A 25,495-nucleotide genomic window follows, 5' to 3' on the forward strand; every position below is an offset into this window, starting at 1 on the left:
CGTCTGCAGATTACTGATGACGCTTACGTAAATTCTCAATCACCGTCGTCAGGTCGAGGTCCTGGTCTTGCAGCAGCACCAGCAGGTGATACATCAGATCAGAAGCTTCATTTGTCAGCTCAAAACGGTCGTTCACCGTCGCGGCCAGAGCGGTTTCTACGCCTTCTTCACCCACTTTCTGTGCGATGCGTTTGGTGCCGCTGGCATACAGTTTCGCAGTGTAGGAACTGGCTGGATCAGCGGTTTTGCGTTCGGCCAGCAGTTGCTCAAGCTGATACAGGAACAGCCACTGGTGGCTGGTGTCGCCAAAGCAGCTTGAGGTGCCTTTATGGCAGGTTGGACCAATCGGGTTAACCAGCACTAGCAGAGTGTCGTTGTCGCAGTCAGGCGCAATGCTCACCACATTCAGGAAGTGACCGGATGTTTCTCCTTTGGTCCACAGGCGCTGCTTAGTCCGCGAGAAAAAGGTCACTTTGCCGCTTTCGAGCGTTTTATCCAGCGCCTCCGGATTCATATAACCCAGCATCAATACTTCACCGGAAACCGCATGCTGCACGATGACTGGCATCAGCCCGTCGGTTTTTTCCCAGTCCAGCTCGCGGCATTGTTGCTTCGTTAACATATCCTGATCTCCACGCCCTGTGTTGCCAGGTACGCTTTTAATTCGCCAATATTGATGATTTGCTTGTGGAAGACGGAGGCGGCAAGCGCGCCGTCAACGTCGGCATCCCGGAAGGCTTCGAGAAAGTGTTCCATGGTGCCCGCTCCGCCGGAGGCAATCAGCGGGACGTGACAAACGTCACGTACTTTTTTCAACTGTTCCAGGTCATAACCATTACGTACGCCGTCCTGATTCATCATGTTCAGGACGATTTCGCCCGCGCCGCGTTTTTGGACTTCCTGCACCCAGTCCAGTGTTTCCCATTGCGTGACGCGGGTACGGCTTTCATCCCCGGTATACTGATTAACGTGATATTTGCCGGTTTCGGCGTCATACCAGGTATCAATGCCCACCACGATGCACTGCACGCCAAAGCGATCCGCCAGACGGGTGATAAGTTCCGGTTCGGCCAGCGCCGGGGAGTTGATGGAGATTTTGTCCGCCCCGAAAGAGAGGATACGTGCCGCATCGTCGATGGATTTAATGCCACCGGCAACACAGAACGGAATATCGATAACTTCCGCCACGCGTGATACCCAGCTTTTATCCACTACGCGGCCATCGCTGGAAGCGGTGATATCGTAGAACACCAGTTCATCTGCGCCTTCATCGGCATAACGTTTTGCCAGTGGGACAATGTCGCCAATAATCTCATGATTACGGAACTGGACGCCTTTTACCACCTGTCCATCGCGAACGTCCAGACAGGGAATTATGCGTTTTGCCAGCATTGTATGGCCTCCTCAACGGTGAACTTACCTTCCAGCAGGGCTCGTCCGACGATAACACCACGAACACCGGTCCCGCGCAGGGCCGCTACGTCCTCGATTCCACCAATACCACCAGATGATTGAAACGCCACCTGCGGGTATTTGGCGCATACTTCTTCATACAGCGCGACGTTTGAGCCTGCCAGCGTACCGTCGCGGGAAATATCGGTGCACAGCACGTGTTTCAGGCCGACGGGTAAATAGGTCTCAACCAGTTCTTCCAGTGAAACCCCGGAATCTTCCTGCCAGCCGCTAACCGCTACCTGTTTGTTCCCGCGCTCGTCAATACGAACGTCCAGTGCCAGCACCAGCGCATCGGCACCAAAACGAGCAAACCAGCTTTTGACTTCTTCGGGGGATTTTACCGCCGTCGAACCCACCACCACGCGCGCCACGCCAGCGTCAAGCAGCGCCGCCACGTCAGCTTCCGTACGCACGCCGCCGCCAACCTGTACCGGAACATTGACGCCAGCGACCAGCGTTTTGATCAGCGGGATTTGCCGCTGCGCCGGGTCTTTCGCGCCGGTTAAATCAACCAGGTGCAGTACTTCGGCCCCCTGGGATGCGTAATCCTGCAAACGGGAGAGAGGATCGTTACCGTAATCACGTTGCCTGGCGTAATCGCCCTGATGAAGACGCACCACCGTGCCGTCGATTAAATCTAATGCCGGAATAATCATTACATCTCCAGAAAGTTTTTCAGCAACTGCGCCCCAGCTGCGCCCGAACGTTCCGGGTGAAACTGCACGCCAAAGAAATTGTCCTTTTGTACTGCCGCGGTAAACGGTTCGCCGTAATTGCACTGGGCGATGGTCCACGGGTTTACCGGCATAGCGTAACTGTGTACAAAGTAGAAATACGCGCCATCTTCAATGCCCTGGAACAGACGATTTCCCGCTTGTGGATAGACGCGATTCCAGCCCATGTGTGGCAGCGGTAAACCGAAATCGGTCATCTTCGGGACGTCCTGCTCAATAATGCCCAGCAGGGAGACACCGTTACTCTCTTCGCTGCGACGGCCCAGTAGTTGCATACCTAAACAGATCCCCAGTACCGGTTGCGTACAGGCTTTAATCAGTTCAATCAGTTCGCGCTCGTGCAACTGGTCCATAGCCGCCTGCGCGGTGCCTACGCCCGGCAGAAATAGTTTATCGGCGCGCAGCACCACGTCCGGGTCACGGCTGACAACCGGGTCGTATCCGTGGCGTGCGACGGCGGATTTTACCGAATGCAGGTTGGCGCAACCGGTGTCCAGAATCACCACATTCATTACAGCACTCCTTTTGAGGAGGGCAGCGCGTCGCCTTCTACACGAATTGCCTGACGCAGCGTACGGCCAAAGGCTTTAAACAGGCTCTCCACACGGTGGTGGTCATTTTTGCCTTTGGTTTTCAGGTGTAGGGTGACGCCCATAGTGTAAGAGAGTGAACGGAAGAAGTGTTCGATCATCTCCGTGCTCAGATCGCCAACGCGCTGGTAGGTAAACTCCGCGCGGTACTCCAGGTGCGGGCGGCCGGAAATATCCAGTGCGCAACGCGCCAGGCACTCGTCCATCGGCAGCACAAAACCAAAACGATTGATGCCGCGTTTATCGCCTAATGCCAGCTTTAAGGCTTCACCCAACGCCAGACCGGTATCTTCAACTGTGTGGTGATCGTCTATATATAGATCGCCCTTGACGGCTATCTCCATGCGAAAACCGCCATGGGTGGCGATTTGGTCCAGCATGTGGTCAAAGAAGCCAACGCCGGTATTGATTTTGCTACGGCCTTCGCGGTCCAGCCAGACTTTGACGTCAATCTGCGTTTCTTTAGTATTACGCTCAACGTGTGCGTAGCGGTCACGTTTGGTCAACTGCTCGCCGATCATTGCCCAGTTCAGGGTGTCGCGATGGTAACGTACTCCGCTAATGCCCATGTTTTCAGCGAGCTGAATATCGGTTGCCCGATCGCCAATCACGTAGCTGTTCGCCATATCCATGGCCTGTTCAACCAGATACTGTTCAACCAGCTTCACTTTTGGCTTACGGCAATCGCACTCGTCCGCTGGCAGGTGCGGGCAAATCAGTACCTCATCAAATGTCACACCCTGAGAGGTGAAAATTTGCATCATCAGGTTATGCGGACCGTCAAAATCAGCCTGTGGGAAACTCTGTGTTCCGAGTCCATCCTGGTTAGTGATCATAACCAGCTTAAAACCTGCTTTTTGCAGTTTCAGCAAAACGGGAACAACTTCCGGCTCGAAGGCGAGTTTGTCAAAGCGATCGACCTGAAAGTCACTTGGCGGTTCGGAAATCAGGGTTCCATCACGGTCAATAAAAAGATACTTCTGGCTCATACTTGCTCCGCACGTAAGGCGTCAATGACGCGCTGGCTCTCTTCACGGGTTCCGACAGTAATTCGCAGGCAGCCGCTTAACGAAGGTTGTTTATTCTGATCTCGTAAGATAATGCCCTGATCCCACAAAGATTTAAATACGCTGCTTGAGGCAGTGAAGCGCGCCAGAACATAGTTGGTTTCAGACTCGAAAACCTGCTCTACACAGCGAATTGTTTTCAGGTTTTCCACCAGGTACTGACGTTCTTCCAGGATCTGTTCTACGCGTTGGCGCATGGCGGAAATCCCCTGCGACGTCAGTGCCTGGGCGGCGATATCCGCTACTGGCGTAGAGAGTGGGTAAGGGGCAATCACCTTTAACAGCAGATTGATAACCTCTTCATTCGCCAGCGTAAACCCGCAGCGTAAACCGGCGAGAGCAAACGCTTTTGACAACGTGCGTAATATCACCAGATGCGGATACTCAGACAGCCAGCCTGCCAGCGTGGCCTGCGGGCAAAACTCAATATAGGCCTCATCAGCGACCACAATAGCTTTACCCTGCGTCATTTCGAGCAGTGAACGCAGATCCTGCGGGTTAATCAACTGGCCGGTTGGGTTATTAGGGCTGCAAACGTAGACCACCTTCACGCCATCAATCTTGTCCGCGATGCCTTGCAAATCCAGCTGCCAGTTATCAAGGGTCGGAACGGTGCGGCATTCGACGCCAATCGTTTCGGCGCTGACGCTGTACATGCCGTAAGTCGGCGGGCAGTAGAGAATGGCATCTTTACCGGGTTCGCAAAACGCGCGCACCAGCAGCTCGATCCCTTCATCTGCGCCGCGGCTGACCAGCACCTGCTCCGGTTTGACGCCAGCATACTGCGCGTAATTCTCAATCACCGCTTTCGGCTGACACTCCGGGTAGCGGTTTAGCGTTTGTTGACTGAGCTGGAACTCCACGGCGGTGGGATATTCATTCGCGTTGAGCCAGACATCGCCGTTACCGCCGAGACGACGGGCAGACTGATAGGGCGTTAATTCGCGAACATTCTTACGGGCTAAATCAGTGACGCTGAGAAAGTTGTCAGTGCTCATGCTTGCTCCTTCAGGGCGTTAACGCGCAGGGTAACGGCATTTTGGTGGGCAGTCAGTCGTTCAGCAGCGGCCAGTACTTCAATGGTTGAGGCCAGGCCAGAGAAACCTTGCGGGGTTAATTCCTGTACAGTCATCCGTTTCTGGAAGTCAGCCAGCCCAAGGCTTGAGCAGGTCGCGGTATAGCCGTAGGTCGGAAGAACGTGGTTGGTGCCAGAAGCATAGTCGCCTGCGGATTCCGGCGACCAGTCGCCGAGGAACACCGAACCGGCGCTGGTGATCTCATCAACCAGTTCACGTGCGTTGCGAGTCTGAATAATCAGGTGTTCTGGACCGTAGGCGTTAGAAATGGCCACGCACTGTTCAAGATCTTTGGCGATAATCAGTCGGCTGGCGGCGAGCGCCTGGCGGGCGGTGTCGGCGCGGGAAAGCTCAGCCAGCTGGCGTTCAACGGCTTTGGCAACGCCTTCGGCAAGCGTAGCGTCTGGCGTCAGTAGGATAACCTGCGAGTCGGGGCCGTGTTCTGCCTGAGAAAGCAGGTCAGAGGCAACAAAGTCCGGCGTCGCGCCGCTGTCGGCGATAACCAGCACTTCGGACGGGCCAGCAGGCATGTCGATCGCCGCGCCGTCAAGACGCTGGCTGACCTGGCGTTTGGCTTCGGTCACATACGCATTGCCCGGCCCGAAGATTTTATCGACCTTAGGAATAGATTCGGTGCCCAGCGCCAGCGCGGCAATGGCCTGCGCGCCGCCCACATTAAACACCTCTTTTACACCACACAGCTGCGCGGCGTAGAGAATTTCATCGGCAATCGGCGGTGGTGAGCACAGCACCACTTTTTTGCAGCCGGCGATGCGCGCCGGGGTCGCCAGCATTAATACGGTAGAGAACAGCGGCGCCGAACCTCCAGGAATATACAGGCCCACGGAAGCGATAGGGCGGGTAACCTGCTGGCAGCGCACACCCGGCTGAGTTTCGATATCCACCGGCGGCAGGATCTGAGCGGTGTGGAAAGTATCAATATTACGCACCGCCACCTGCATAGCTTGTTTCAGTTCGTCGCTCAGGCGACTACTGGCTTGCTGGATTTCTTCCTCGGTGACGCGCAGCGCGCCGACCTCGGTTTTATCAAACTTCGCGCTGTATTCACGCAGCGCCCGGTCGCCGTTATTTTTGACGTTCTCAAGGATCTCGGCCACCGTACGGCTGATGCTTTCCGAGGCGGAAATAGCCGGGCGCATCAGCAGTTCGCGTTGCTGCTCGGGGCTACAGCTATTCCAGTCAATCAGGGTATTGAAGCTCATGGCTATCACTCCATCATCTTCTCAATTGGCAGCACCAGAATTGAGCTGGCACCGAGCGCTTTCAGTTTTTCCATCGTTTCCCAGAACAGGGTTTCGCTGCTGACCATGTGCATGGCAACACGCTGCTGGTCGCCGGCCAACGGCAGAATGGTCGGACGCTCAGCGCCAGGCAGCAGGGCGATAACTTCGTCCAGACGCTCGCTCGGCGCGTGCATCATGATGTATTTGGATTCACGAGCCTGAATAACGCCCTGAATACGGGTCAGCAATTTGTCGATCAGTTGTTGCTTGGCGTCGGCCATTTCGCCGTCGCGCTGAATCAGGCAGGCTTTAGAGCGGTAAATGACTTCCACTTCACGCAGACCGTTGGCTTCAAGCGTTGCGCCGGTGGACACCAGATCACAAATCGCGTCGGCCAGACCCGCACGGGGAGCGACTTCTACAGAGCCGTTTAACAGACAGGATTTAAACGACACCCCTTTTTGATCGAGATAACGTTTGAGCAGGTGTGGGTAAGAGGTTGCGATACGCTTACCGTTCAGCGCTGCCGGGCCATCCCAGGCTTCATCAACCGGGGTTGCCAGCGAAAGACGGCAGCCGCCGAAGTCCAGACGACGCAGGGTAAAATAGCGAGGGTCTTCACCCTGTGCCCGGCGGTTGAGCAGTTCCTCTTCCAGAACGTTTTCCCCGATGATGCCGAGGTCAACGACACCGTCCATCACCAGACCCGGGATATCGTCATCACGTACGCGCAGAATATCGATAGGCATATTCTCTGCCATTGCAATCAGGCGCTGGGTGTGAAGATTAATTTTAATGCCGCAACGGGCCAGCAATTCGCGTGAATCATCGCTTAAACGGCCAGATTTCTGCATAGCTATGCGTAAACGGGTGTTGTCTAACATTCTTTATTCCTCGTTATCCTGTCTGAATCAGTTTGGGTCACGCACAAAAAAAAGCCCCCGGAAGCAATCTTCCGGGGGCTTTCTCATACGCTCATGCACCGCTGGAAGATTTAAATGTCTCCCAGCACACATCGCCTGAAAGACTAGTCAGGATGATGGTGATGATGGTGTTTGAATTGAGCGCGTGTCATAAATTTTCTCGATGAATGTTTATTCATTTGATGTCTTTTAACCTAAACCACTTTAGCTACGGAAAGCAAGGGCTTTTTTTGATCATTAATTCATTTCATATTGATACTATGAATTGTCAGCCACCGTGGGCTGGCGTAGCCTTGCGTTATAGGCCAAAAGTCAGGAGAGAAGGCATGAAAAAGGTCGCAATTGTCGGATTAGGTTGGTTAGGCATGCCGTTAGCCATGTCGCTGGCGGCGAGAGGCTGGCAGGTTACCGGCAGCAAAACCACATTGGATGGGGTGGAAGCGGCCCGCATGAGCGGTATCGAGAGTTACTCGCTGCGCCTGGAACCTGAACTGGTCTGTGAGGCTGACGATCTCGACGCACTGATGGACGCCGATGCGTTGGTTATTACGCTGCCTGCACGCCGTAGCGGTCCTGGGGAAGCATTTTACCTGCAGGCAATGCAGGAACTGGTCGACAGCGCGCTGGCGTATCGGATCCCTCGGATTATTTTTACCAGTTCTACGTCAGTCTATGGTGACGTTCAAGGAACAGTGAAAGAGGGGACGCCGCGTAATCCGGTCACGGCAAGTGGTCGTGTTCTGAAAGAACTTGAAGACTGGTTGCACAATTTACCTGGCACGTCGGTGGATATTTTGCGTCTGGCCGGGTTAGTTGGTCCGGGAAGACATCCTGGTCGCTTCTTTGCCGGCAAGACGGCACCAGACGGACATCATGGCGTCAATCTGGTGCATCTGGACGATGTGGTTTCTGCCATCACGTTACTGCTGCAAGCGCCTAAAGGGGGACACATCTATAATATATGTGCGCCTATGCATCCGGCGCGTAACGTGTTCTATCCGCAGATGGCCCGCCAGTTGGGGATGGAGCCGCCGGAATTTCGCGACGGTACGGATAACGGTAAAGGTAAAGTCATTGATGGCAACCGTATTTGTAATGAGCTTGGGTTTGAGTACCAGTATCCTGATCCGCTGGTGATGCCGATGGAGTGACAAGCCAGCAGAGTGCCGCTGTATACCGCCAGGGGGCGAGTATGAAACCACTGCTGGACGTTCTTATCATCCTCGATGCCTTAGAAAAAGAGGGCAGTTTCGCGGCGGCGTCGGCAAAATTGTTTAAGACGCCGTCTGCGCTTAGCTACACCGTCCATAAGCTGGAAAGCGATCTTAATATTCAGCTACTCGATCGCAGCGGGCACCGGGCTAAGTTCACCCGCACCGGACAGATGCTGCTGGAAAAGGGGCGGGAGGTGCTGCATACCGTCCGTGAACTCGAAAAGCAGGCCATTAAACTACACGAAGGCTGGGAGAATGAACTGGTTATTGGCGTAGATGATACCTTTCCCTTTTCATTGCTGGCCCCACTCATCGAGTCTTTCTATCAACATCACAGCGTGACGCGTCTGAAATTTATCAATGGCGTGCTGGGCGGCTCATGGGATGCCCTTACTCAGGGCCGGGCGGATATTATTGTCGGTGCCATGCATGAACCTCCTGCAGCGAGCGAATTTGGCTTTGCACGGCTGGGGGTTCTGGAACAGGTGTTTGTGGTTGCGCCGCATCACCCGCTGGCGCAGGAACAGGAACCGTTAAATCGTCGTACTATTCGCCGTTTTCGCGCCATTGTGGTGGGCGACAATGCTCAGCATGCCAACGTCTCAGGTTCTCAGGTGCTTGACGATCAGGAAGCCATTACCGTTTTTGACTTCAAAACCAAGCTGGAACTACAAATCAGCGGTCTGGGATGTGGCTATATTCCGCGCTATCTGGCGCAGCGATTTCTGGAGAGCGGCGCACTGATTGAGAAAAAAGTGGTCGCGCAAATTGTCTTTGAACCCGTGTGGATAGGCTGGAATGAACAGACCGCCGGGTTGGCCAGTGCCTGGTGGCGGGATGAAATTTTAGCAAATAGTGCTATTGCGGGGGTGTATGTTAAAACGGCTGCTGACAAATCAATCAGTTAAGAAAAAATATTCTTTCGTGGCCACTTCAATCTCTTGTTATTTCTCCCCAATTTAGTGCAAAATACGCCGCTTGCAAAAAATGACATTAACCGACGTTTTAATACGCGTCGGTTATTTTTTTGCATCAAACCAATCATTCATAAAAGAGGCCGGGCTTCGTACCGGATAGATACTTACTTAAAAATCGACAGTTGTTGTCGCTGAGGATTAACAAAAAATGGGGCAATTTTTTGCTTACGCGACGGTTTTCGCCGTAATGGGGGATAACCATGTCGCATAACGCTACTCCAAACACCTCTCGCGTGGAATTACGTAAAACGCTTACGCTGGTTCCGGTTGTCATGATGGGCCTTGCCTATATGCAGCCGATGACGCTGTTCGATACATTCGGTATCGTATCAGGAATGACCGATGGTCACGTCCCGACAGCTTACGCCTTTGCACTGATCGCCATCCTTTTTACTGCACTGAGCTACGGTAAACTGGTACGCCGCTATCCGTCTGCAGGCTCTGCCTACACTTACGCCCAGAAATCCATTAGCCCGACCGTTGGCTTTATGGTGGGTTGGTCATCACTGCTGGACTACCTGTTCGCCCCGATGATCAACATTCTGTTGGCAAAAATTTATTTTGAAGCGCTGGTGCCGTCGATACCGTCATGGATGTTCGTGGTGGCGCTGGTGGCCTTTATGACCGCCTTCAACCTGCGTAGCCTTAAATCCGTCGCCAATTTCAACACCGTGATCGTGTTGTTGCAGGTGGTACTGATTGCGGTGATCCTCGGCATGGTCGTTTATGGCGTGTTCGAAGGGGAAGGTGCCGGTACGCTGGCGAGCAGTCGTCCATTCTGGTCCGGTGATGCGCACGTGATCCCGATGATCACCGGTGCGACCATCCTGTGCTTCTCGTTCACCGGTTTTGACGGTATCAGCAACCTGTCAGAAGAAACCAAAGACGCTGAGCGCGTGATCCCGCGTGCGATTTTCCTGACCGCGCTGATTGGTGGCCTGATCTTTATCGTCTCCACCTATCTGTTGCAGTTGTACTTCCCGGATATTTCGCGCTTTAAGGATCCAGATGCTTCGCAGCCGGAAATCATGCTGTATGTTGCCGGTAAGTTCTTCCAGGTCGGCGCGCTGATTTTCTCTACCATTACCGTACTGGCGTCCGGTATGGCGGCGCATGCAGGCGTTGCGCGTCTGATGTACGTGATGGGTCGTGACGGCGTATTCCCGAAAAGCTTCTTCGGTTATGTACACCCGAAATGGCGTACTCCGTCCATGAACATCATTCTGGTTGGGGCGATTGCTCTGTTGGCAATCAACTTCGACCTGGTGATGGCGACGGCGCTGATTAACTTTGGTGCGCTGGTGGCATTTACCTTCGTTAACCTGTCGGTAATCTCCCAGTTCTGGATCCGTGAGAAGCGTAACAAGACGCTGAAAGATCACTTCCAGTACCTGTTCCTGCCAATGTGCGGTGCGCTGACCGTTGGCGCGCTGTGGGTGAACCTGGAAGAAAGCTCAATGGTTCTGGGCTTAATCTGGGCGGGTATCGGTCTGATCTACCTGGCTTGCGTGACCAAAAGCTTCCGCAACCCGGTCCCACAGTACGACGAAGATATCGCGTAATAACTGCATTTAGCTGAAAAAAAACGGAGACATGTTCTCCGTTTTTTTATACGTGGGATTTATACAATCTCTTCGGCATACTGCCAGAGTGATTTCAGCAGCATCAACTTTTCTTTGTTATCCGCATATTGCTGGCTCAATAGCTGCAATTCATTGGCGTAATTTTGCAAAAACTCCGGTGTGAATACCTGGCGACGATGGTCCAGCCAGCGCTGCTGTTCAGCTTCGTCCAGCGTTCCCGGGAAGTTACGTGCACGGTAATTAAACAACAGTTTTTCAATGCGCTTATCGACAAAGGAGATATCCAGCGCCGGTAAATTGCGTGGTTCGGTTTCCAGAACGATTTTCATCGCCGCACGGTCAGCATCGCTGAAAAAGCCGTTGTACAGTTGGGCATCCACGTTATCTGATGGAGTAAAGGGTTCCGCATCGGCAAAGATCGCGACCACTTTGTCGCGTATCTGCGGGTTTTCGCGCAGAACTTTGAGATTATCCAGACAATGCTGGCGGTTAATGCCAAGACGGTCGGCATCTTCCGGACGCAGGGTATTCGCCTGTGCCAGTACCGGGCATTTGTTGATGTGCACCAATTTAACCGGTACGGCCGGGTTATCACCCAGATCCGCTTTAGACGTGTAGAGCCGCTCGCGCAGGGCGTCGCTGTCGAGTTCGAGCAGCGGCGAAATATCACCAGCTAAGTCGACCATAATAACTGCGTTACGATTCTCCGGATGCCACGCCAATGGCGCCACCCAACTGGTGTTACCGCGCCATGCGCCGAACATACCAGAGACATGGACCAGCGGTTTCATTTGCGGGACATCAACCAGTGCGGCCAGCTTGTGCTTATTACGATGGCTGTAGAGATAATCAAACAGACGCGGCTGACGTGACTTCACTAATTGCGCCATTGCGATCGTGGCGTATACGTCCGCCATCGCATCGTGAGCATTGGCATGCTCAATACCATTAGCTTTGGTCAAATGCTCCAGGCGGAAGCTGGGTAAGCCGTCGTCGTTTTCCGGCCAGTTAATGCCTTCAGGGCGCAGGGCATAGCAGGCGCGCATCACATCCAGCAGATCCCAGCGCGAATTATCGTTCTGCCAACTCCAGGCATAGGGATCGTAGAAATTGCGATACAGGATGTTGCGCGTCACCTCATCATCGAAGCGCACGTTGTTATAGCCCAGGATACAGGTTTTCGGCACGGTGAACAGGGCGTGGATGCGCGCAGCAAAAGCGGCTTCATTCTCTCCCTTTTCACGTGCTTCCTGCGGTGTGATACCCGTAATCAACACCGCCTCAGGCTGCGGCAGATAATCGTCCGCGGGTTTGCAATAAAAGACTTCTGGTTCACCGATGATGTTGAAATCATTATCTGTGCGGATAGCCGCAAATTGCGCGGGTCTGTCCAGCGCCGGATGGGTACCAAAGGTCTCGTAATCGTGGAAGAGAAAACCAGGTTGCTGCTTGCCGTCATTCATTGTTCAGTTATGTCCGGGATCAATTTAGCGCTCGTCCAAGAATACCAAAAAATAGTGAGATAATCAGCTATGGTATTATCGAAGCTGGATTGTGTACGCAATAAAGTTGAGATAAACAGGACTTTTATAGAATTAATAAATAAATTTTGCACTGTTAAAATAAATTACGGAAATAAAATATCTTGGAGTTGCGGATTTGTAAATAATCTAATTGATAACCATTATTGTTATTTTCTTCTTCTTTTATTGTGTTCTGGAAACTTTAAAAGTCTTTTATAAACAAAGAGTTTTTATTTGTGCCAATTCGCTGTCATGCATTGTAATGAAATGTGATTGATGTAAAAAATAAATATTCTAAACGCCATATAATTATTGGATATATCTAATAACAGGAGGTTATATGAGCATTAGTCGGCGTAATTTTTTGCGAGGAGTGGGTATAGGCTGTTCAGCCTGTGCGATAGGCAGTTTCCCGCCTGGGGCACTGGCACGAAATTCTCCTGAGAGTATCAAAGGGAAGACATCCCTGACGCCAAGTTTGTGTGAAATGTGTTCTTATCGTTGCCCGATACAGGCGCAGGTAATTAATAACAAAACGGTTTTTATTCAAGGGAACCCTAATGCGCCTCAACAAGGCACGCGTGTCTGCGCTCGTGGCGGCAGCGGCGTTAGCCTGGTCAACGACCCTCATCGCATTGTTAAACCCATGAAACGCACAGGACCTCGCGGGAGCGGAGAATGGCAGGTTATTAGCTGGGAACAAGCGTATAAAGAAATTGCCGAAAAAATGACGGCAATCAAAACGCAGCATGGTCCTCAGGGCGTCGTGTTTTCTTCTAAATCCGGTTCGCTTTCAGGGCATCGCAAGAAGAAATTGATATGCGGCGCATGATTTTTACCCTCAATGTGCTGCTTGGCAATATTGAGCGTGAAGGCGGTTTGTACCAGAAAAAAGCGGCGGCAACTTATAATAAGCTGGCTGGCGAGAAGGTCGCTCCGGTGCTGGCAAAACCCGATGTCAAATTACCCAAGCCAACGGCGCAGCGTATCGATTTGGTAGCCCCGCAGTTTAAGTACATCGCGGCGGGCGGTGGTGTGGTGCAAAGCATCATTGATGCTGTGTTAAACCAGACGCCTTATCCGGTGAAGGGATGGATTATGTCCCGACACAACCCTTTCCAAACCGTTACATGTCGACCGGATCTGGTCAAAACCGTTGAACAGCTCGATCTTGTGGTCAGTTGTGATGTCTATCTTAGCGAAAGCGCGGCGTATGCCGACTACCTTTTGCCTGAATGTACTTACCTTGAGCGCGATGAAGAAGTTTCAGACATGTCGGGTCTGAATCCAGCCTATGCCCTGCGCCAGCAGGTAGTAGAACCTATTGGTGATGCGCGTCCAAGCTGGCAAATCTGGAAAGAGCTGGCCGTGCAGTTAGGCCTTGGGCAATTCTACCCATGGCAGGATATGCAAACGCGTCAGTTATACCAGCTTAATGGCGATCATGCGCTGTCTGCTGAACTGCGTGAGAAAGGGTATCGGGAGTGGGGTGTTCCGTTACTGCTGCGTGAACCTGAAGCGGTGCGTCAGTTTGTGGAACGCTATCCGGGCGCGGTGGCGGTTGACAGCGACGGTACCTATGGCGAGCAACTGCGCTTTAAATCCCCTTCAGGAAAAATAGAGCTTTATTCTGAAGAGCTGGAGACGCTCCTGCCTGGCTACGGTATTCCGCGCGCGCGCAATTTTGCGCTCAAAGGCGATAGTGAGCTCTATTTTATCCAGGGAAAAGTGGCGGTTCATACCAACGGTGCGACGCAATACGTGCCACTGCTTAGCGAGTTGATGTGGGACAACGCGGTGTGGATCCACCCGCAAACGGCCCGTGAAAAAGGCATCAAAAGCGGCGATGACATCTGGCTGGAAAATGCGACCGGCAAGGAAAAAGGCAAAGCGCTGGTCACCGCCGGAATTCGGCCCGATACGCTGTTTGTTTATATGGGGTTTGGCGCCAAGGCGGGAGCCAAAACCGCAGCGACAACGCACGGTATCCATTGCGGTAATTTGCTTCCGCATGTCACCAGTCCGGTTTCCGGTACAGTGGTGCACACCGCTGGCGTTACGCTTCGTCGGGCATGAGAAAGGAGAACATCATGAATCAATCTACAAACCCTTATGTCATGCTGCATGACGAGAAACGCTGTATTGGCTGCCAGGCATGTACGGTTGCCTGCAAAGTTTTGAATGACGTGCCAGAGGGATTTAGCCGTCTACAGGTGCAGATCCGTTCACCTGAACATGAACCCGAGGTGCTATCCCACTTCCAGTTTGTTCGCGTTTCCTGTCAGCATTGTGAAGATGCGCCGTGTGTCAGCGTTTGTCCGACCGGTGCGTCATTTCGCGACGAAAATGGCATTGTGCAAATGGATAAGTCTCGCTGTATTGGCTGTGACTATTGCGTTGCCGCTTGTCCGTTCCACGTCCGTTATCTCAATCCGCAAACGGGAATTGCCGACAAATGTAACTTCTGTGCAGATACCCGACTGGAGACTGGACAATCGCCCGCCTGCGTTTCCGTTTGCCCGACGGATGCGCTGAAATTTGGTCGTCGTGACGACCCGGAAATTCAGCACTGGATAAATCAAAAAGAGGTTTATCGCCAGCAGGATACGCGTAGCGGCCCGGTGAGTGTTTATCGGCGTAAAGAGATCCATCAGGAGGGTAAAGCATGAATTCTATCTGGGGAGCAGAGCTTAACTATGCGCCGGACTACTGGCCGCTGTGGCTCATTTATGCAGGCGTTGTTATTGTGCTGATGATTGCGGGCCTGGTTATACACGCGCTGTTACGTCGGATGTTGTCACCCAAAACAGCAACTGGAGAAGAACATCGGGATTACCTCTATTCGCTGGCAGTTCGCCGCTGGCACTGGGGTAATGCGCTGCTTTTTATCCTGCTTCTGCTGAGTGGCCTGTTTGGGCACTTCTCTGTCGGACCGGTGGCATTGATGGTGCAGGTACATACCTGGTGCGGCTTCGCCCTGTTGGCCTTCTGGGTTGGTTTTGTGCTAATCAACGCAACCAGCGGCAACGGTTGTCATTATCGGGTGAAGTTTAACGGGTTGATATCACGCTGCTTGTTGCAAACGCGCTTTTATCTGTATGGCATCATGAAAGGTGAGCCGCACCCGTTTGCCGCAACGGCAGAGAGTAAATTTAACCCACTACAACAGTTGGCTTATCTGGCCATCATGTATGCGCTGGTTCCGCTGTTGATCATTACCGGGTTGTTATGTCTCTACCCGCAGGTGATAGGGGCAGGGCCTGTGATGCTGGTGCTGCATATGGTGTTGGCGATTGTCGGCTTACTGTTCATCTGTGCACATATTTACCTGTGCACGCTGGGTGACACACCGGGGCAAATTTTCCGCAGCATGATAGATGGCTATCATCGTCATCGCAGCCATCACGCAGAGACAGCACCGCGCAAAGGGTAATGTCCGCCGCGGTTGATATCTGAAAACCTTTCCTTACAGCAAGAAAATGTGCCTTGTGTCACATTTTCTTGCAATTTATCCATGTTTGTTCGCCAGAACTTCCGTAAAAAGAACGGCTATTTCTCCATTTCCTGAGGACATGCTGTTGAAACGCCGTTTGTTTATTGCCGCTTCACTCTTTGCGATGAGTTTTTCGCCCGCGTACGCGACCGAGGTCGTAAGCTTTTCCCCACAGCCACCTGCGATTAATGCCGGAGCGTGGGTATTAATGGATTACACCACGGGCCAAATCCTGACAGCCGGAAATGAACACCAGCAGCGCAACCCTGCCAGCCTGACCAAGCTGATGACTGGTTATGTTGTCGATCGCGCAATCGACAGCAAGCGTATTAGTCCGACAGATATTGTCACCGTTGGGCGCGACGCCTGGGCGAAAGATAATCCGGTATTCGTCGGTTCATCCTTAATGTTCCTGAAAGAAGGGGATCGCGTTTCTGTGCGCGACCTGAGTCGCGGGTTAATTGTTGATTCCGGTAATGATGCCTGTGTGGCGCTGGCGGATTACATCGCCGGAGGGCAGCCGCAGTTTGTCGCGATGATGAACAACTATGTGCAAAAGCTGAACCTGCGGGACACGCATTTTGAAACGGTACATGGTCTGGATGCGCCAGGTCAGCATAGCTCAGCTTACGATCTGGCCGTGCTGTCGCGAGCTATCATCCATGGAGAGCCGGATTTCTACCATATGTACAGTGAAAAAAGCCTTACCTGGAACGGAATCACGCAGCAAAACCGTAACGGTTTGTTGTGGGATAAAACCATGAACGTCGACGGTCTGAAGACTGGGCATACCTCCAGCGCTGGATTCAACCTGATTGCTTCTGCTGTTGATGGGCAGCGCCGCCTGATTACGGTTGTGATGGGGGCGGAGAGTGCGAAAGGACGTGAAGACCAGGCGAGAAAACTGCTGCAATGGGGACAACAGAACTTCGATACCGTGCAGGTTTTACGTAGCGGTAAGCAGGTCGGTATTGAACGGATCTGGTATGGCGATAAAGAAAAAATTAGCCTTGGCACAGAGCAGGATTTCTGGATGGCCCTGCCTAAAGCCGAAGTCGCGAATATCAAGGCAAAATATGTTCTTGATAAGAAAGAACTGGTTGCCCCCATTGCTGCCCATCAACGTGTGGGGGAAATTGAACTCTACGATCGGGATAAACTGGTGGCGCACTGGCCTCTGGTTACGCTGGAGTCTGTCAACGAAGGCGGCGTCTTCTCGCGTTTGAGCGATTACTTCCACCATAAGGCGTAGTTTTTCCTGATGTGCCTGACTGGCAAGAGTGCGAATCTGCTCACATAATAATCACTGATTCCTTGTGGCCGTCATACCTAAAAATTACACTGTATATAAATACAGTGTAATAACGGAGGTTATATGGAGTACGAGATAAAGCAGGTCGAGAAACGCATAATTGCCGGTTTCCATATGGTTGGACCGTGGGAACAAACGGTAAAGCAAGGTTTCGAACAGTTAATGATGTGGGTCGACGGTAAGCAGATCGTACCGCTGGAATGGATAGCCGTTTATTACGACAATCCTGACGTTGTTCCGGCGGAAAAACTTCGTTGTGATACCGTGGTGTCTGTGCCTGAAGGTTTTGAGATCCCGGAAAACAGCGAAGGCGTGATCCAGACCGAGCTGGCAGGTGGCGACTATGCTATAGCCGTTGCGCGCGTTGAAAATCATGACTTCGCGACGCCGTGGTATCAGTTTTTTGAGCGCCTGATGCAGGATTCGACGTATGCGATAGCGGCTAAACCCTGTTTTGAAGTTTATATGAACAACGGCATGGAGGACGGTTACTGGGACATTGAAATGTACGTGCCGGTACAGTTGAAGTAACTGTTTTTGGTGTAAATCAGGATGAATGTCCTGGTTATCAGGATGATGTTTTCACCGTAAAAACAGGTACAATTCGCTTCTTTGCTATTCCCTGACGGAGTGCATGAGTGCGTGCAGATAAGTCGCTGAGTCCTTTTGAAATTCGTTTGTATCGTCATTATCGTGTGGTGCATGGCATTCGCATTGCGCTGGCGTTTCTTCTTACTTTTCTGTTGGTACGCCTGTTAAACATTCCCGAAGGTACATGGCCTCTGATCACGCTGGTGGTGATTATGGGGCCAATTTCTTTTTGGGGTAACGTTGTTCCCAGAGCGTTTGAGCGTATAGGCGGAACGATCCTGGGCTCGGTGCTTGGATTGATTGCCCTGCGTCTGGAACTCTTTTCGCTTCCGCTAATGCTGATCTGGTGCGCGGTGGCGATGTTTCTCTGTGGCTGGTTGGCGTTGGGTAAAAGGCCGTATCAGGCGCTGCTGATTGGCATTACGCTTGCCGTGGTCGTGGGGGCGCCTGCCGGAGATATGAATACCGCGTTATGGCGCGGTGGCGATGTTATTTTGGGTTCGTTACTGGCGATGCTGTTTACCGGCATCTGGCCGCAGCGGGCATTTATACACTGGCGTATCCAATTGGCACATTGTGTGACGGGATATAATCGGGTGTATCAGGCCGCGCTATCCCCTAATTTGCTTGAGCAACCGCGGCTTGAGAAGCATTTACAGCAGCTCTTAAGCGACGTTGTCAAAATGCGCGGGCTCATCGTTCCCGCCAGTAAAGAAACCCGTATTCAAAAATCCATTTTTGAGGCTATTCAAACGGTTAACCGCAATCTGGTCTGCATGCTTGAGCTGCAAATTAATGCACTTTGGGCCAGCCGCACCAGCCACTTTGTCATGCTGAATGCGCAAACTTTACGTGAAACTCAGCTCAGGACGCAGCAGGCGCTACTGACCATAACCCACGCCTTGTACGAAGGGAATCCGCAGCCGGTGCTTGCCAATACGGAAAAGCTCAATGACACCGTGGCGGAGTTACGTCAGCTCATTGCTGAGCATAAAGGCGATTATGTCGCAGAAACGCCCATTCACGGCTACGTTTGGTTGAACATGGAAATGGCGCGACAGCTGGAGTTGCTCTCACATTTAATCTGTCGCGCGCTGCGCAAATAAAGAGCAGATGAGGCGATAGGTTCTACTGCTGCTTCGATTCAGCAAAGATTAGAGGTATGATACTGAAAAAGGCTAAAACCATTGGTAACTGCAATGGCTTTACCCTCGATAATTCAGGTTTCAACCATGCATTGTCGATGCAGATGCAACTTGAAGTATGGCGGGCATGAAAGTAATGTTGACCCACTTTAGCCGTTGTTTTAACGAATCCGAATCTCACATTATCAGGGGTGTAAAAATGGAAACTACCAAGCCTTCTTTCCAGGACGTGCTGGAATTTGTTCGTCTGTTCCGTCGTAAAAACAAACTGCAACGTGAAATTCAGGACGTTGAGAAAAAGATCCGTGACAACCAGAAACGCGTTCTGCTGTTGGACAACCTGAGCGACTACATCAAGCCTGGAATGAGCGTGGAAGCGATTCAGGGCATTATCGCCAGTATGAAAAGCGATTATGAAGATCGTGTTGATGATTACATCATCAAAAACGCTGAGATCTCTAAAGAGCGCCGCGACATCTCTAAAAAGCTGAAAGCGATGGGCGAAGTGAAAAACGCCGATGCGAAAGCTGAGTAACGATTTTATGCTCGTTTGGGTCGCTGCTTAGCGGCGGCCCTTATTGCAGTTCGACCCCGCCAGTTACCATCCGCAACAAATGTTGTTCCGGCCAGTGCAATGTTAATTTTTTCTGCGTCAGCATCCATTTAATGTAGTCCACATCATGACGCTTTCTGTCGAGCATCAGACCGACGACGCTGCCGCTGTGCGCGACGTTGACACCGTATAAATCACATTCTTCTACCAGTGCTAATAGTGAATCAAAATCTGGTTTAGGTAACAGCAACTGGCTGGCGATCGCGCTCAGCGTGGCGGCCTCGCCCATCCGATAAGGGTTTTGACTGATACAGGCTTCCTGTACCTTTTCCCATGCGCGTTTCAGTGCTGGGGCGCCCGCCAGTAGCCCTGACTGACGTGGAGTACGGTGATAATCAGCAGTAAGCAAGATTTCCGGACTTTCGAGAACCAGCAGATCGAGTTGAGGCTGGGATTCACAGGCAATTTGCGTGGAGGCGTCGTTATGATCGAACAGCGTAAGCTGGCGGAAAACGGTGCTGTCGGTAGGTTCCAGCGAAACGCAAAGCTGCGCCAGAGTGGATTCGTCTAGCTGATGCCCCAGATACTGTGCCGTGGCGATTGCCGTGGCGGCGATATCCGCTGTGCTGCTGGCCATCCCTTTAGCGACAGGAATGGTTGACTGGACATCTATTCGGATATCCTGACTCATGTGTGCCGGGTATTGCCAGTGCAGCAATAACCTCTCAACCATTGCTCGCGAAAGTGGACGTTCATCTGTCAGCGGTGAACCTGAAGTGACCTCAACGGTGCTATACCATTCAACCGGGCAGGAGACCAATTTCTCACTGCCCAGAATCCAGCCCTGGATAAGTTCTCCGCACGATGCGGGACATTGCGCAACAGCCACGTCTTCACCTATGTGATCAGCAATCCTCGGCGCATAGTGTCATGGCGATCGCGCTATTACCATGATTTGCCGCAATTTGAGGTGCTGCAGTATTATGCAGGAATGCCCAATGTCACAGTTTCAGATATCGCTAAACGCATAACGTCTTGCGCAATCATTAGCTCTTCATTGGTATTAATCACTGCTACTTTGACCATCGCATTTTCCGTTTGAATGAAGGTGGCATTACGCTGATTTTTTTCCTCATCAACGGCCAGACCCAGGAAATTCAGGTTACGACAAATCGCAGCGCGCGCCCGTGCGGAGTTTTCGCCAATACCACCGGTAAAAACCAGGGCATCCAGACCGCCCATCTGCATAATATAGCTACCAATGGTGGCACGAATGCGCTCAGCAAAAAGCGTCAACGCCAGCGCAGCCTGGTGATTGCCCGTATCTGCGGCATGTTCAACGTCGCGGTAGTCAGGTGAGATGCCAGAAACACCGAGCAATCCGGACTCATTGTTGAGCAATTGGTTGAGCTGCTGCGGTGTTTTGCCTTCTCGCAGGGCTATCCAGGGCAAAATGGATGGATCAATATCGCCACTTCGCGTGCCCATCATCACGCCAGATTGTGGTGTAAAGCCCATTGACGTATTCACCGATTGTCCGCCTTTGATGGCGCAGATGCTGCTGCCGTTGCCCAGATGACAACAAACAACGCGCAGGGCGCTGAGTGGCACACCCAGTTTTTCAGCAAGCTGTGAGCTAACGTATTTGTGGCTGGTACCATGAAAACCGTAACGACGAATACCCAACTCGACATAGTAACGCCAGGGCAGGGGATAGATGAAAGAAGGCTCATCAAGCGTTTGATGAAACGCGGTGTCGAACACCGCAACGGCTGGCGTTTTGGGCAATAGCTGGCGGAATACCGCGATCCCCAACGCATTTACTGGGTTATGCAGAGGAGCCAGTTCCGCGAGTCGCTCGATTTCTGCCAGCGTTTCATCAGTTACCAGCGCGGAGTCTTTAAAGGATTCCCCGCCGTGTGCGACGCGGTGGCCCACGCCGTCGATCTCTTCCAGACTGCTGATAATGTGGTGGTTGAGCAGTTTTTCCAGAAGCAACGTTACGGCTTCACGGTGCTCTGCTACAGGCAAAGTCTCCTGCCATTTCTGCGCTGGTGTTTTTAGGGTGACCTGTGCATCAGACAAACCGATACGTTCTATCAACCCCTGGCAGATCATTTCACCCTGCGGCATCGCCAGTAGTTGAAACTTAAGCGAGGAACTACCTGCATTAATGGCCATTATTTTGTGAGACATGAAGGTTCCTTTGCATTCAGAAAAATGAACATCTCATCGACTCCGGTATTCTCCAGCGCGCTGGTGACAAATACTTTTTGCGCACCAGCCTGAACTAACCAACTCTCCACAAGAGAAATACGCTGCGGGTTGGCTAAATCGGCTTTGGTAACGAGGCCAATAACGGGTCGGTTCATTGGTCCGGTAAAACCGGGAGAAAATGGTGACCACGGCGCGTCTGCATTGAGTACCAGCGCAATAATGTCCGCTTCACAGGCGCTGGCCAGCAGCGCACTGTACAGGCAGCGGTTCTCAAGATATTCACCCGGTGTGTCTATTGTCGTAGGAGACCAGACTATGGCCTGGGTCTTCTGATAGTGGAGCACCTCTCCGCGCATGCACTGCGTGAGCGACGTTTTACCGCACTGGCTGGGACCAATTAGCATGATACGTTTCATGAGATTACGTCCGGGTGATGGGACACGCGGTAAAACGCATCATTTCGCCCAGCGTTCGGGTTACCTGTTTCAGCGCGTACTCAACGGCTGAAACATCGCCCGTCAGTACCACCGCGCCGGTAAACCGGTCGAGAAAACCAATCTCTACCGCCCCTGATTTCGTGGCGATATCACAGGCGATGATTGAGGCTTCGCTAGGGGTAATGGTCAGAATACCGATCGCAGAAACCGAATCAGGTAATCCCAGTTTCTTGAACAAATCCTTACCGGGATTGGCGATAAGGTGCGCCAACGTGACCTGTTTGCCAGGAACATATTCCTGAATCATACGATCCGTGGTGGGTTGTCTTTCCATTATCCTTCCACCATTTGTCGCCACATGCTTTCGTGTGGACGGGGGATGACCGAGCGGTAAACCAGCAGGCCTTTTTCACCCGCACTTTCACTGGCAACCGTCACCGCGTTATTCACATCGGATACATCGCCAGCTACGACCATGTAACACTTGCCGCCAATACCAAATGCCATATGGACGCGTACCAGCGTGACGTTGGAGGCTTTAACCGCCCGGTCGGCGGCGCAGATGCAGGCAGCAACGCTCCATGTTTCGACAATACCAACTGCCTGACGCTTATCTACGCTGTTTAGTCCGCTGATTGCGGGTAGTACGCTGGCATGAATGTTGGGGAGTACCAGACTATCAACGAGCATATCGCCAGCAAGAGATGTTCCAGTGGCAATCGCCTGTTGTACGGCACCTACGTCACCACCGAGCATGAGTAGAAATTTTCCCGGGCAGATGGTCTTGCTGACCAGTAAATTCACATTCGCGCTTTTTAACATGGCATCGCCAGCTTCCATTCCTTTGGCAATGCTGGTGAGTTCTAGAATCCCTATAGCCTGAGACATGATTAACCTCTTATTACCGTGATGGATTGCTCAGTGATTTCGCTGACAATACCGTCAATACTGGCGTGAACAGGCGCGCCTAATGCACCGGACGGCACATCGGCAACGCATTGACCGCGAACAACGCGTTCGCCTTGTTCTACACATGGGATAGCGCTGGCACCTATATGCTGGCGTAACAACAGCGTCGTTTTGTCTGTGGAGTAGTCAGTCTCAGCCAGTGGCGCATCGTGATACCAGTCGCTAAGGCCCAGTTTGGTAATAAGGCGCTTAACCGGGATCAGCCGGTACTTCGCCATTTCATCCTCAGGATTTAGCGGCCCTTCATAACGATGGTTGAGCGCCCGCAGCTCGCGTTTAAGCATGCGGTTGATTCGCATCGGCGAAATCCCAACTGGACAGGCAACGCTTTCACACACATTGCATTCTGAGCAGGTCAGGGCCGTGAGCAGCAATTGCGGCGTGGCTGCCTGCTGATAATTAACCGCACGAACCAGCAGATGCGGGGATAATTCATGACCGATCAAATGCCTTGGGCACAAATCCGTACACAAACGGCACTGCTCGCAAACGGTTTTTGCAACAGAAAGCACAGTGCGTTCATCCTGCATCCGCCGCTGAATCAACGCATGAGATTTAGGCAAAACCAGCAGGCCCCCGGTGGTCTTGCTGACTGGGGTATCCAGTGAAGTAATCAGGCCGCCCATCATCGGACCACCGTTAATAAAGCCGGGATCGTCAACGGTTGCACCCCCGGCCAGCGCCAGAACGTCACGTAAAGACATTCCGATAGGGACTGTGAGTGTGATGGGACTGGCGACTGCGCCGTTAACGGTCAAGGTACGACGCGTAACCGGGTACTGCTGCTCAACTGCTCTCGCGATGTTGAGCACGGTCTGGACGTTATTGACCACTACGCCGACGCTGACAGGCAGCGCGGTAGGCGGAACTCTCCGGCCTGTTGCCATCCAGATGGTCAGAACCTCGTCACCTGCCGGGTAGACATCGGGCAAAATATGTAAGCGGATCCCGGCAGGCAGAAGGGGCGTTAATGCATTGATAGCCTGTTGGTATTTCTCTTTGAGCGCAATAATTCCGGAACTGGCTCCGGTAGCCGTCATGGCATATTGAACGCCGTGGATAAGTCGCTCAGCCTGGACGGCCATCAACTGCTGGTCAACTTTCAGCATTGGCTCACATTCAGCCGCATTGACCAGAAAAGTATCGACCTGCGCCTGTAATTTTACGTGAGCAGGAAAGCCTGCGCCTCCGGCTCCGACAACACCCGCTGCGCGAACGCGTTCGCGAATTGTCTGCGCATCATAGAGCGTGGACTCTGCCTTCATGGCTGTCTTCATAATAATTCCTCAAGCAGTTCCTGCATGGCACTGGCGTCGGCAACACGAGGATTGGTTTGCAGCGTGACATCAGCCAGCGCGGCCTGAACCATCGACGGGATACGTTGCGACCAGGCTTGCTTTCCGTCTTTAAGCGCGTCAACTAAAGAAGGCAACGCACACTGTTTTTTGAGTAGCTCGATATGATGAATGAGCGCATTCAATGCCGCTGTATCGTTCGCGTTATCCGGGCATAAATGGCAGGCTTTAGCGAAACGGGCATAGCGCTTCGCAGCCCGCGGATCGCGAGCATTAAAATAAATGACATGGGTCAGCAGCAGCGCATTGGCAAGTCCGTGTGGCAGATGAAACTGACCGCCCAACTGATGGGCAATCGCATGATTGATCCCCAGTCCAGCCTGACTAAATGCCATTCCCGCGAGCGTTGACGCATTGTGCATTTTCCCTCTTGTTGCCAGGCATTCGCCTTTGCTGACGGCGACAGGCAGGTACTGGAAGACGATTTGAGCCGCTTTTTCAGCCAGTGCATCGGTGAAGTCGCTGGCCTTCGTGGACACGTATGCCTCCAGCGCATGCGTTAACACGTCCATGCCGGTATTCGCGGTTATGGCTGGCGGTACGCTGACGACCAGCGTTGGATCAAGGATGGCCATGTCTGGATAAAGCGCATTATTAAACAATGGATATTTAATGCCTTTATCCGGATCGCTAATCACGCAGGCGCTGGTTACCTCGGAGCCCGTACCGCTGGTAGTGGGAATTGCGACACAGGTTTCAATTTCAATACCGAACTGGCGGCTGAACCAGACGATGGCTTTTGCGGCGTCCAGTGCTGAGCCGCCACCAAAACCCATCACGATGTCCGGCCGCAGGGACTGCATTTGTGCAATCCCTTGAACTACAGTGCTGATGGTGGGATCGGGGGTGATATCGCTGAAAATGCTGATGCGGTTATCCGCTGGCAGAGCGTTGCGCAGCTTTTCAATCAGGGGAGAACGCGCGAGAAAACCATCGCAAATAATCCAGATATGCTTATTCGTGAAGCGCTTGAGCACATCCAGACTTCCCTGGCCGCTGTACAATCGAGTTTGCAGTGAAAAGCTATTCATAACGGC

The 25,495-nt window shown here is 52.4% G+C and carries 26 protein-coding genes, 2 pseudogenes and 1 other annotated feature; of the genes and pseudogenes, 11 read left to right on the forward strand and 17 right to left on the reverse strand.

Going from position 1 to position 25,495, the window contains the following annotated elements; all coding sequences use genetic code 11:
• Window positions 1-10: 10 nt before the first annotated feature.
• From hisIE to hisL, 9 genes are all read right to left on the reverse strand, one after another.
• On the reverse strand, window positions 11-622 hold the full coding sequence (gene hisIE / locus OGV85_RS15580; RefSeq protein ID WP_003030122.1) for a bifunctional phosphoribosyl-AMP cyclohydrolase/phosphoribosyl-ATP diphosphatase HisIE: 612 nt from the start codon (window positions 620-622) through the stop codon (window positions 11-13).
• On the reverse strand, window positions 616-1,392 hold the full coding sequence (gene hisF, locus OGV85_RS15585) for an imidazole glycerol phosphate synthase subunit HisF (RefSeq protein WP_019077116.1): 777 nt from the start codon (window positions 1,390-1,392) through the stop codon (window positions 616-618). Before hisF ends, hisIE begins: the two co-directional genes overlap by 7 nt.
• Window positions 1,374-2,111, reverse strand: coding sequence for a 1-(5-phosphoribosyl)-5-[(5-phosphoribosylamino)methylideneamino]imidazole-4-carboxamide isomerase (gene hisA, locus OGV85_RS15590; RefSeq protein ID WP_061547718.1), 738 nt, complete (start codon window positions 2,109-2,111; stop codon window positions 1,374-1,376). The genes hisF and hisA overlap by 19 nt, the downstream gene beginning before the upstream one ends.
• Entirely contained in the window at window positions 2,111-2,701 is a 591-nt protein-coding gene (gene hisH / locus OGV85_RS15595) for an imidazole glycerol phosphate synthase subunit HisH (RefSeq protein ID WP_001103544.1), read from the reverse strand. Before hisH ends, hisA begins: the two co-directional genes overlap by 1 nt.
• Window positions 2,701-3,768 carry a bifunctional histidinol-phosphatase/imidazoleglycerol-phosphate dehydratase HisB gene (hisB, locus tag OGV85_RS15600; RefSeq protein ID WP_061547719.1) on the reverse strand — a complete coding sequence of 356 codons (1,068 nt, stop codon included), beginning with the start codon at window positions 3,766-3,768 and terminating at the stop codon, window positions 2,701-2,703. The genes hisH and hisB overlap by 1 nt, the downstream gene beginning before the upstream one ends.
• Window positions 3,765-4,844 (reverse strand): histidinol-phosphate transaminase, encoded by a 1,080-nt coding sequence (gene hisC, locus OGV85_RS15605; protein ID WP_061547720.1) that lies wholly within the window; start codon window positions 4,842-4,844, stop codon window positions 3,765-3,767. The genes hisB and hisC overlap by 4 nt, the downstream gene beginning before the upstream one ends.
• Window positions 4,841-6,145 carry a histidinol dehydrogenase gene (gene hisD / locus OGV85_RS15610; RefSeq protein ID WP_061547721.1) on the reverse strand — a complete coding sequence of 435 codons (1,305 nt, stop codon included), beginning with the start codon at window positions 6,143-6,145 and terminating at the stop codon, window positions 4,841-4,843. Before hisD ends, hisC begins: the two co-directional genes overlap by 4 nt.
• Window positions 6,146-6,150: 5 nt before the next feature.
• Window positions 6,151-7,050, reverse strand: a complete 900-nt coding sequence (gene hisG, locus OGV85_RS15615) for an ATP phosphoribosyltransferase (RefSeq protein ID WP_003030161.1) — start codon at window positions 7,048-7,050, stop codon at window positions 6,151-6,153.
• 45 nt (window positions 7,051-7,095) lie between these two features.
• Window positions 7,096-7,218 (reverse strand) — a sequence feature (His leader region).
• A complete protein-coding gene (gene hisL, locus OGV85_RS15620; RefSeq protein ID WP_100250077.1) occupies window positions 7,194-7,241 on the reverse strand; it encodes a his operon leader peptide in 48 nt (15 codons plus the stop codon). Its footprint overlaps the feature before it by 25 nt.
• A 174-nt stretch (window positions 7,242-7,415) precedes the next feature.
• Between hisL and OGV85_RS15625 the strand changes: the two genes are divergently transcribed.
• The 4 genes and pseudogenes from OGV85_RS15625 (at window position 7,416) to plaP (ending at window position 10,842) form a co-directional block, all read left to right on the forward strand.
• The gene (locus tag OGV85_RS15625) at window positions 7,416-8,240 is read left to right on the forward strand and encodes an SDR family oxidoreductase (RefSeq protein ID WP_003030163.1); all 825 of its coding nucleotides are present in this window, start codon (window positions 7,416-7,418) and stop codon (window positions 8,238-8,240) included.
• A 41-nt stretch (window positions 8,241-8,281) separates the two neighbouring features.
• Window positions 8,282-9,266, forward strand: a pseudogene (locus tag OGV85_RS15630) (LysR family transcriptional regulator).
• 162 nt (window positions 9,267-9,428) lie between these two features.
• Window positions 9,429-9,491 carry a membrane protein YoeI gene (yoeI, locus tag OGV85_RS24440; protein WP_099045591.1) on the forward strand — a complete coding sequence of 21 codons (63 nt, stop codon included), beginning with the start codon at window positions 9,429-9,431 and terminating at the stop codon, window positions 9,489-9,491.
• Window positions 9,481-10,842: a putrescine/proton symporter PlaP gene (gene plaP, locus OGV85_RS15635; RefSeq protein ID WP_003030167.1), complete on the forward strand. Its 1,362-nt coding sequence runs from the start codon at window positions 9,481-9,483 to the stop codon at window positions 10,840-10,842. Before yoeI ends, plaP begins: the two co-directional genes overlap by 11 nt.
• 59 nt (window positions 10,843-10,901) lie before the next feature.
• Here the strand turns inward: plaP and sbcB are convergent, their stop codons facing one another.
• Window positions 10,902-12,326 (reverse strand): exodeoxyribonuclease I, encoded by a 1,425-nt coding sequence (sbcB, locus tag OGV85_RS15640; RefSeq protein ID WP_003838973.1) that lies wholly within the window; start codon window positions 12,324-12,326, stop codon window positions 10,902-10,904.
• Window positions 12,327-12,726: 400 nt separating this feature from the next.
• Between sbcB and phsA the strand changes: the two are divergent.
• From phsA to OGV85_RS15675, 7 genes and pseudogenes are all read left to right on the forward strand, one after another.
• Window positions 12,727-14,462, forward strand: a pseudogene (gene phsA / locus OGV85_RS15645) (thiosulfate reductase PhsA).
• 14 nt (window positions 14,463-14,476) lie between these two features.
• Window positions 14,477-15,055 (forward strand): thiosulfate reductase electron transport protein PhsB, encoded by a 579-nt coding sequence (gene phsB / locus OGV85_RS15650; RefSeq protein ID WP_061548011.1) that lies wholly within the window; start codon window positions 14,477-14,479, stop codon window positions 15,053-15,055.
• Window positions 15,052-15,819, forward strand: a complete 768-nt coding sequence (gene phsC, locus OGV85_RS15655) for a thiosulfate reductase cytochrome B subunit (RefSeq protein ID WP_003838979.1) — start codon at window positions 15,052-15,054, stop codon at window positions 15,817-15,819. Before phsB ends, phsC begins: the two co-directional genes overlap by 4 nt.
• A gap of 139 nt (window positions 15,820-15,958) precedes the next feature.
• A complete protein-coding gene (gene dacD, locus OGV85_RS15660) occupies window positions 15,959-17,131 on the forward strand; it encodes a serine-type D-Ala-D-Ala carboxypeptidase DacD (protein WP_061548012.1) in 1,173 nt (390 codons plus the stop codon).
• A 123-nt stretch (window positions 17,132-17,254) separates the two neighbouring features.
• Complete coding sequence (sbmC, locus tag OGV85_RS15665; protein WP_003030184.1) at window positions 17,255-17,722, forward strand: DNA gyrase inhibitor SbmC; 468 nt, start codon at window positions 17,255-17,257, stop codon at window positions 17,720-17,722.
• Window positions 17,723-17,829: 107 nt separating this feature from the next.
• Window positions 17,830-18,888: an FUSC family protein gene (locus OGV85_RS15670; protein WP_003030186.1), complete on the forward strand. Its 1,059-nt coding sequence runs from the start codon at window positions 17,830-17,832 to the stop codon at window positions 18,886-18,888.
• A 238-nt stretch (window positions 18,889-19,126) separates the two neighbouring features.
• On the forward strand, window positions 19,127-19,462 hold the full coding sequence (locus OGV85_RS15675) for a DUF496 family protein (protein WP_003030187.1): 336 nt from the start codon (window positions 19,127-19,129) through the stop codon (window positions 19,460-19,462).
• A gap of 40 nt (window positions 19,463-19,502) precedes the next feature.
• Here the strand turns inward: OGV85_RS15675 and OGV85_RS15680 are convergent, their stop codons facing one another.
• The 7 genes from OGV85_RS15680 to OGV85_RS15710 form a co-directional block, all read right to left on the reverse strand.
• Window positions 19,503-20,369 carry a GHMP family kinase ATP-binding protein gene (locus tag OGV85_RS15680; protein ID WP_057063971.1) on the reverse strand — a complete coding sequence of 289 codons (867 nt, stop codon included), beginning with the start codon at window positions 20,367-20,369 and terminating at the stop codon, window positions 19,503-19,505.
• 92 nt (window positions 20,370-20,461) lie between these two features.
• Window positions 20,462-21,676 (reverse strand): acetate/propionate family kinase, encoded by a 1,215-nt coding sequence (locus OGV85_RS15685; protein ID WP_061548013.1) that lies wholly within the window; start codon window positions 21,674-21,676, stop codon window positions 20,462-20,464.
• On the reverse strand, window positions 21,661-22,113 hold the full coding sequence (gene pduV / locus OGV85_RS15690) for a propanediol utilization protein PduV (RefSeq protein ID WP_003030195.1): 453 nt from the start codon (window positions 22,111-22,113) through the stop codon (window positions 21,661-21,663). The genes OGV85_RS15685 and pduV overlap by 16 nt, the downstream gene beginning before the upstream one ends.
• A gap of 4 nt (window positions 22,114-22,117) precedes the next feature.
• Entirely contained in the window at window positions 22,118-22,468 is a 351-nt protein-coding gene (gene pduU, locus OGV85_RS15695) for a propanediol utilization microcompartment protein PduU (protein ID WP_003030198.1), read from the reverse strand.
• Window positions 22,468-23,022, reverse strand: coding sequence for a propanediol utilization microcompartment protein PduT (pduT, locus tag OGV85_RS15700; protein WP_003030201.1), 555 nt, complete (start codon window positions 23,020-23,022; stop codon window positions 22,468-22,470). The genes pduU and pduT overlap by 1 nt, the downstream gene beginning before the upstream one ends.
• Before the next feature lie 2 nt (window positions 23,023-23,024).
• Complete coding sequence (pduS, locus tag OGV85_RS15705; protein WP_061548014.1) at window positions 23,025-24,380, reverse strand: cobalamin reductase PduS; 1,356 nt, start codon at window positions 24,378-24,380, stop codon at window positions 23,025-23,027.
• Window positions 24,377-25,489, reverse strand: a complete 1,113-nt coding sequence (locus OGV85_RS15710; RefSeq protein ID WP_048218037.1) for a 1-propanol dehydrogenase PduQ — start codon at window positions 25,487-25,489, stop codon at window positions 24,377-24,379. The genes pduS and OGV85_RS15710 overlap by 4 nt, the downstream gene beginning before the upstream one ends.
• Between the last annotated feature and the right edge of the window lie 6 nt (window positions 25,490-25,495).

The sequence above is a fragment of the Citrobacter sp. Cf132 genome (genome assembly GCF_030333885.1).
Taxonomy (GTDB): Bacteria; Pseudomonadota; Gammaproteobacteria; order Enterobacterales; family Enterobacteriaceae; genus Citrobacter; species Citrobacter freundii.

Bases quoted from the DNA above. Each gene is read 5' to 3' on its own strand.
- plaP (WP_003030167.1), top strand. From the start codon at position 9,481: ATGTCGCATAACGCTACTCCAAACACCTCTCGCGTGGAATTACGTAAA.
- hisIE (WP_003030122.1), bottom strand. From the start codon at position 622: ATGTTAACGAAGCAACAATGCCGCGAGCTGGACTGGGAAAAAACCGAC.
- OGV85_RS15685 (WP_061548013.1), bottom strand. From the start codon at position 21,676: ATGTCTCACAAAATAATGGCCATTAATGCAGGTAGTTCCTCGCTTAAG.
- OGV85_RS15625 (WP_003030163.1), top strand. From the start codon at position 7,416: ATGAAAAAGGTCGCAATTGTCGGATTAGGTTGGTTAGGCATGCCGTTA.
- hisA (WP_061547718.1), bottom strand. From the start codon at position 2,111: ATGATTATTCCGGCATTAGATTTAATCGACGGCACGGTGGTGCGTCTT.
- hisD (WP_061547721.1), bottom strand. From the start codon at position 6,145: ATGAGCTTCAATACCCTGATTGACTGGAATAGCTGTAGCCCCGAGCAG.
- sbcB (WP_003838973.1), bottom strand. From the start codon at position 12,326: ATGAATGACGGCAAGCAGCAACCTGGTTTTCTCTTCCACGATTACGAG.
- pduT (WP_003030201.1), bottom strand. From the start codon at position 23,022: ATGTCTCAGGCTATAGGGATTCTAGAACTCACCAGCATTGCCAAAGGA.
- pduS (WP_061548014.1), bottom strand. From the start codon at position 24,380: ATGAAGACAGCCATGAAGGCAGAGTCCACGCTCTATGATGCGCAGACA.
- hisB (WP_061547719.1), bottom strand. From the start codon at position 3,768: ATGAGCCAGAAGTATCTTTTTATTGACCGTGATGGAACCCTGATTTCC.
- phsC (WP_003838979.1), top strand. From the start codon at position 15,052: ATGAATTCTATCTGGGGAGCAGAGCTTAACTATGCGCCGGACTACTGG.
- OGV85_RS15710 (WP_048218037.1), bottom strand. From the start codon at position 25,489: ATGAATAGCTTTTCACTGCAAACTCGATTGTACAGCGGCCAGGGAAGT.
- hisF (WP_019077116.1), bottom strand. From the start codon at position 1,392: ATGCTGGCAAAACGCATAATTCCCTGTCTGGACGTTCGCGATGGACAG.
- hisH (WP_001103544.1), bottom strand. From the start codon at position 2,701: ATGAATGTGGTGATTCTGGACACCGGTTGCGCCAACCTGCATTCGGTA.
- pduV (WP_003030195.1), bottom strand. From the start codon at position 22,113: ATGAAACGTATCATGCTAATTGGTCCCAGCCAGTGCGGTAAAACGTCG.
- pduU (WP_003030198.1), bottom strand. From the start codon at position 22,468: ATGGAAAGACAACCCACCACGGATCGTATGATTCAGGAATATGTTCCT.
- hisC (WP_061547720.1), bottom strand. From the start codon at position 4,844: ATGAGCACTGACAACTTTCTCAGCGTCACTGATTTAGCCCGTAAGAAT.
- sbmC (WP_003030184.1), top strand. From the start codon at position 17,255: ATGGAGTACGAGATAAAGCAGGTCGAGAAACGCATAATTGCCGGTTTC.
- dacD (WP_061548012.1), top strand. From the start codon at position 15,959: ATGCTGTTGAAACGCCGTTTGTTTATTGCCGCTTCACTCTTTGCGATG.
- OGV85_RS15675 (WP_003030187.1), top strand. From the start codon at position 19,127: ATGGAAACTACCAAGCCTTCTTTCCAGGACGTGCTGGAATTTGTTCGT.
- phsB (WP_061548011.1), top strand. From the start codon at position 14,477: ATGAATCAATCTACAAACCCTTATGTCATGCTGCATGACGAGAAACGC.
- hisG (WP_003030161.1), bottom strand. From the start codon at position 7,050: ATGTTAGACAACACCCGTTTACGCATAGCTATGCAGAAATCTGGCCGT.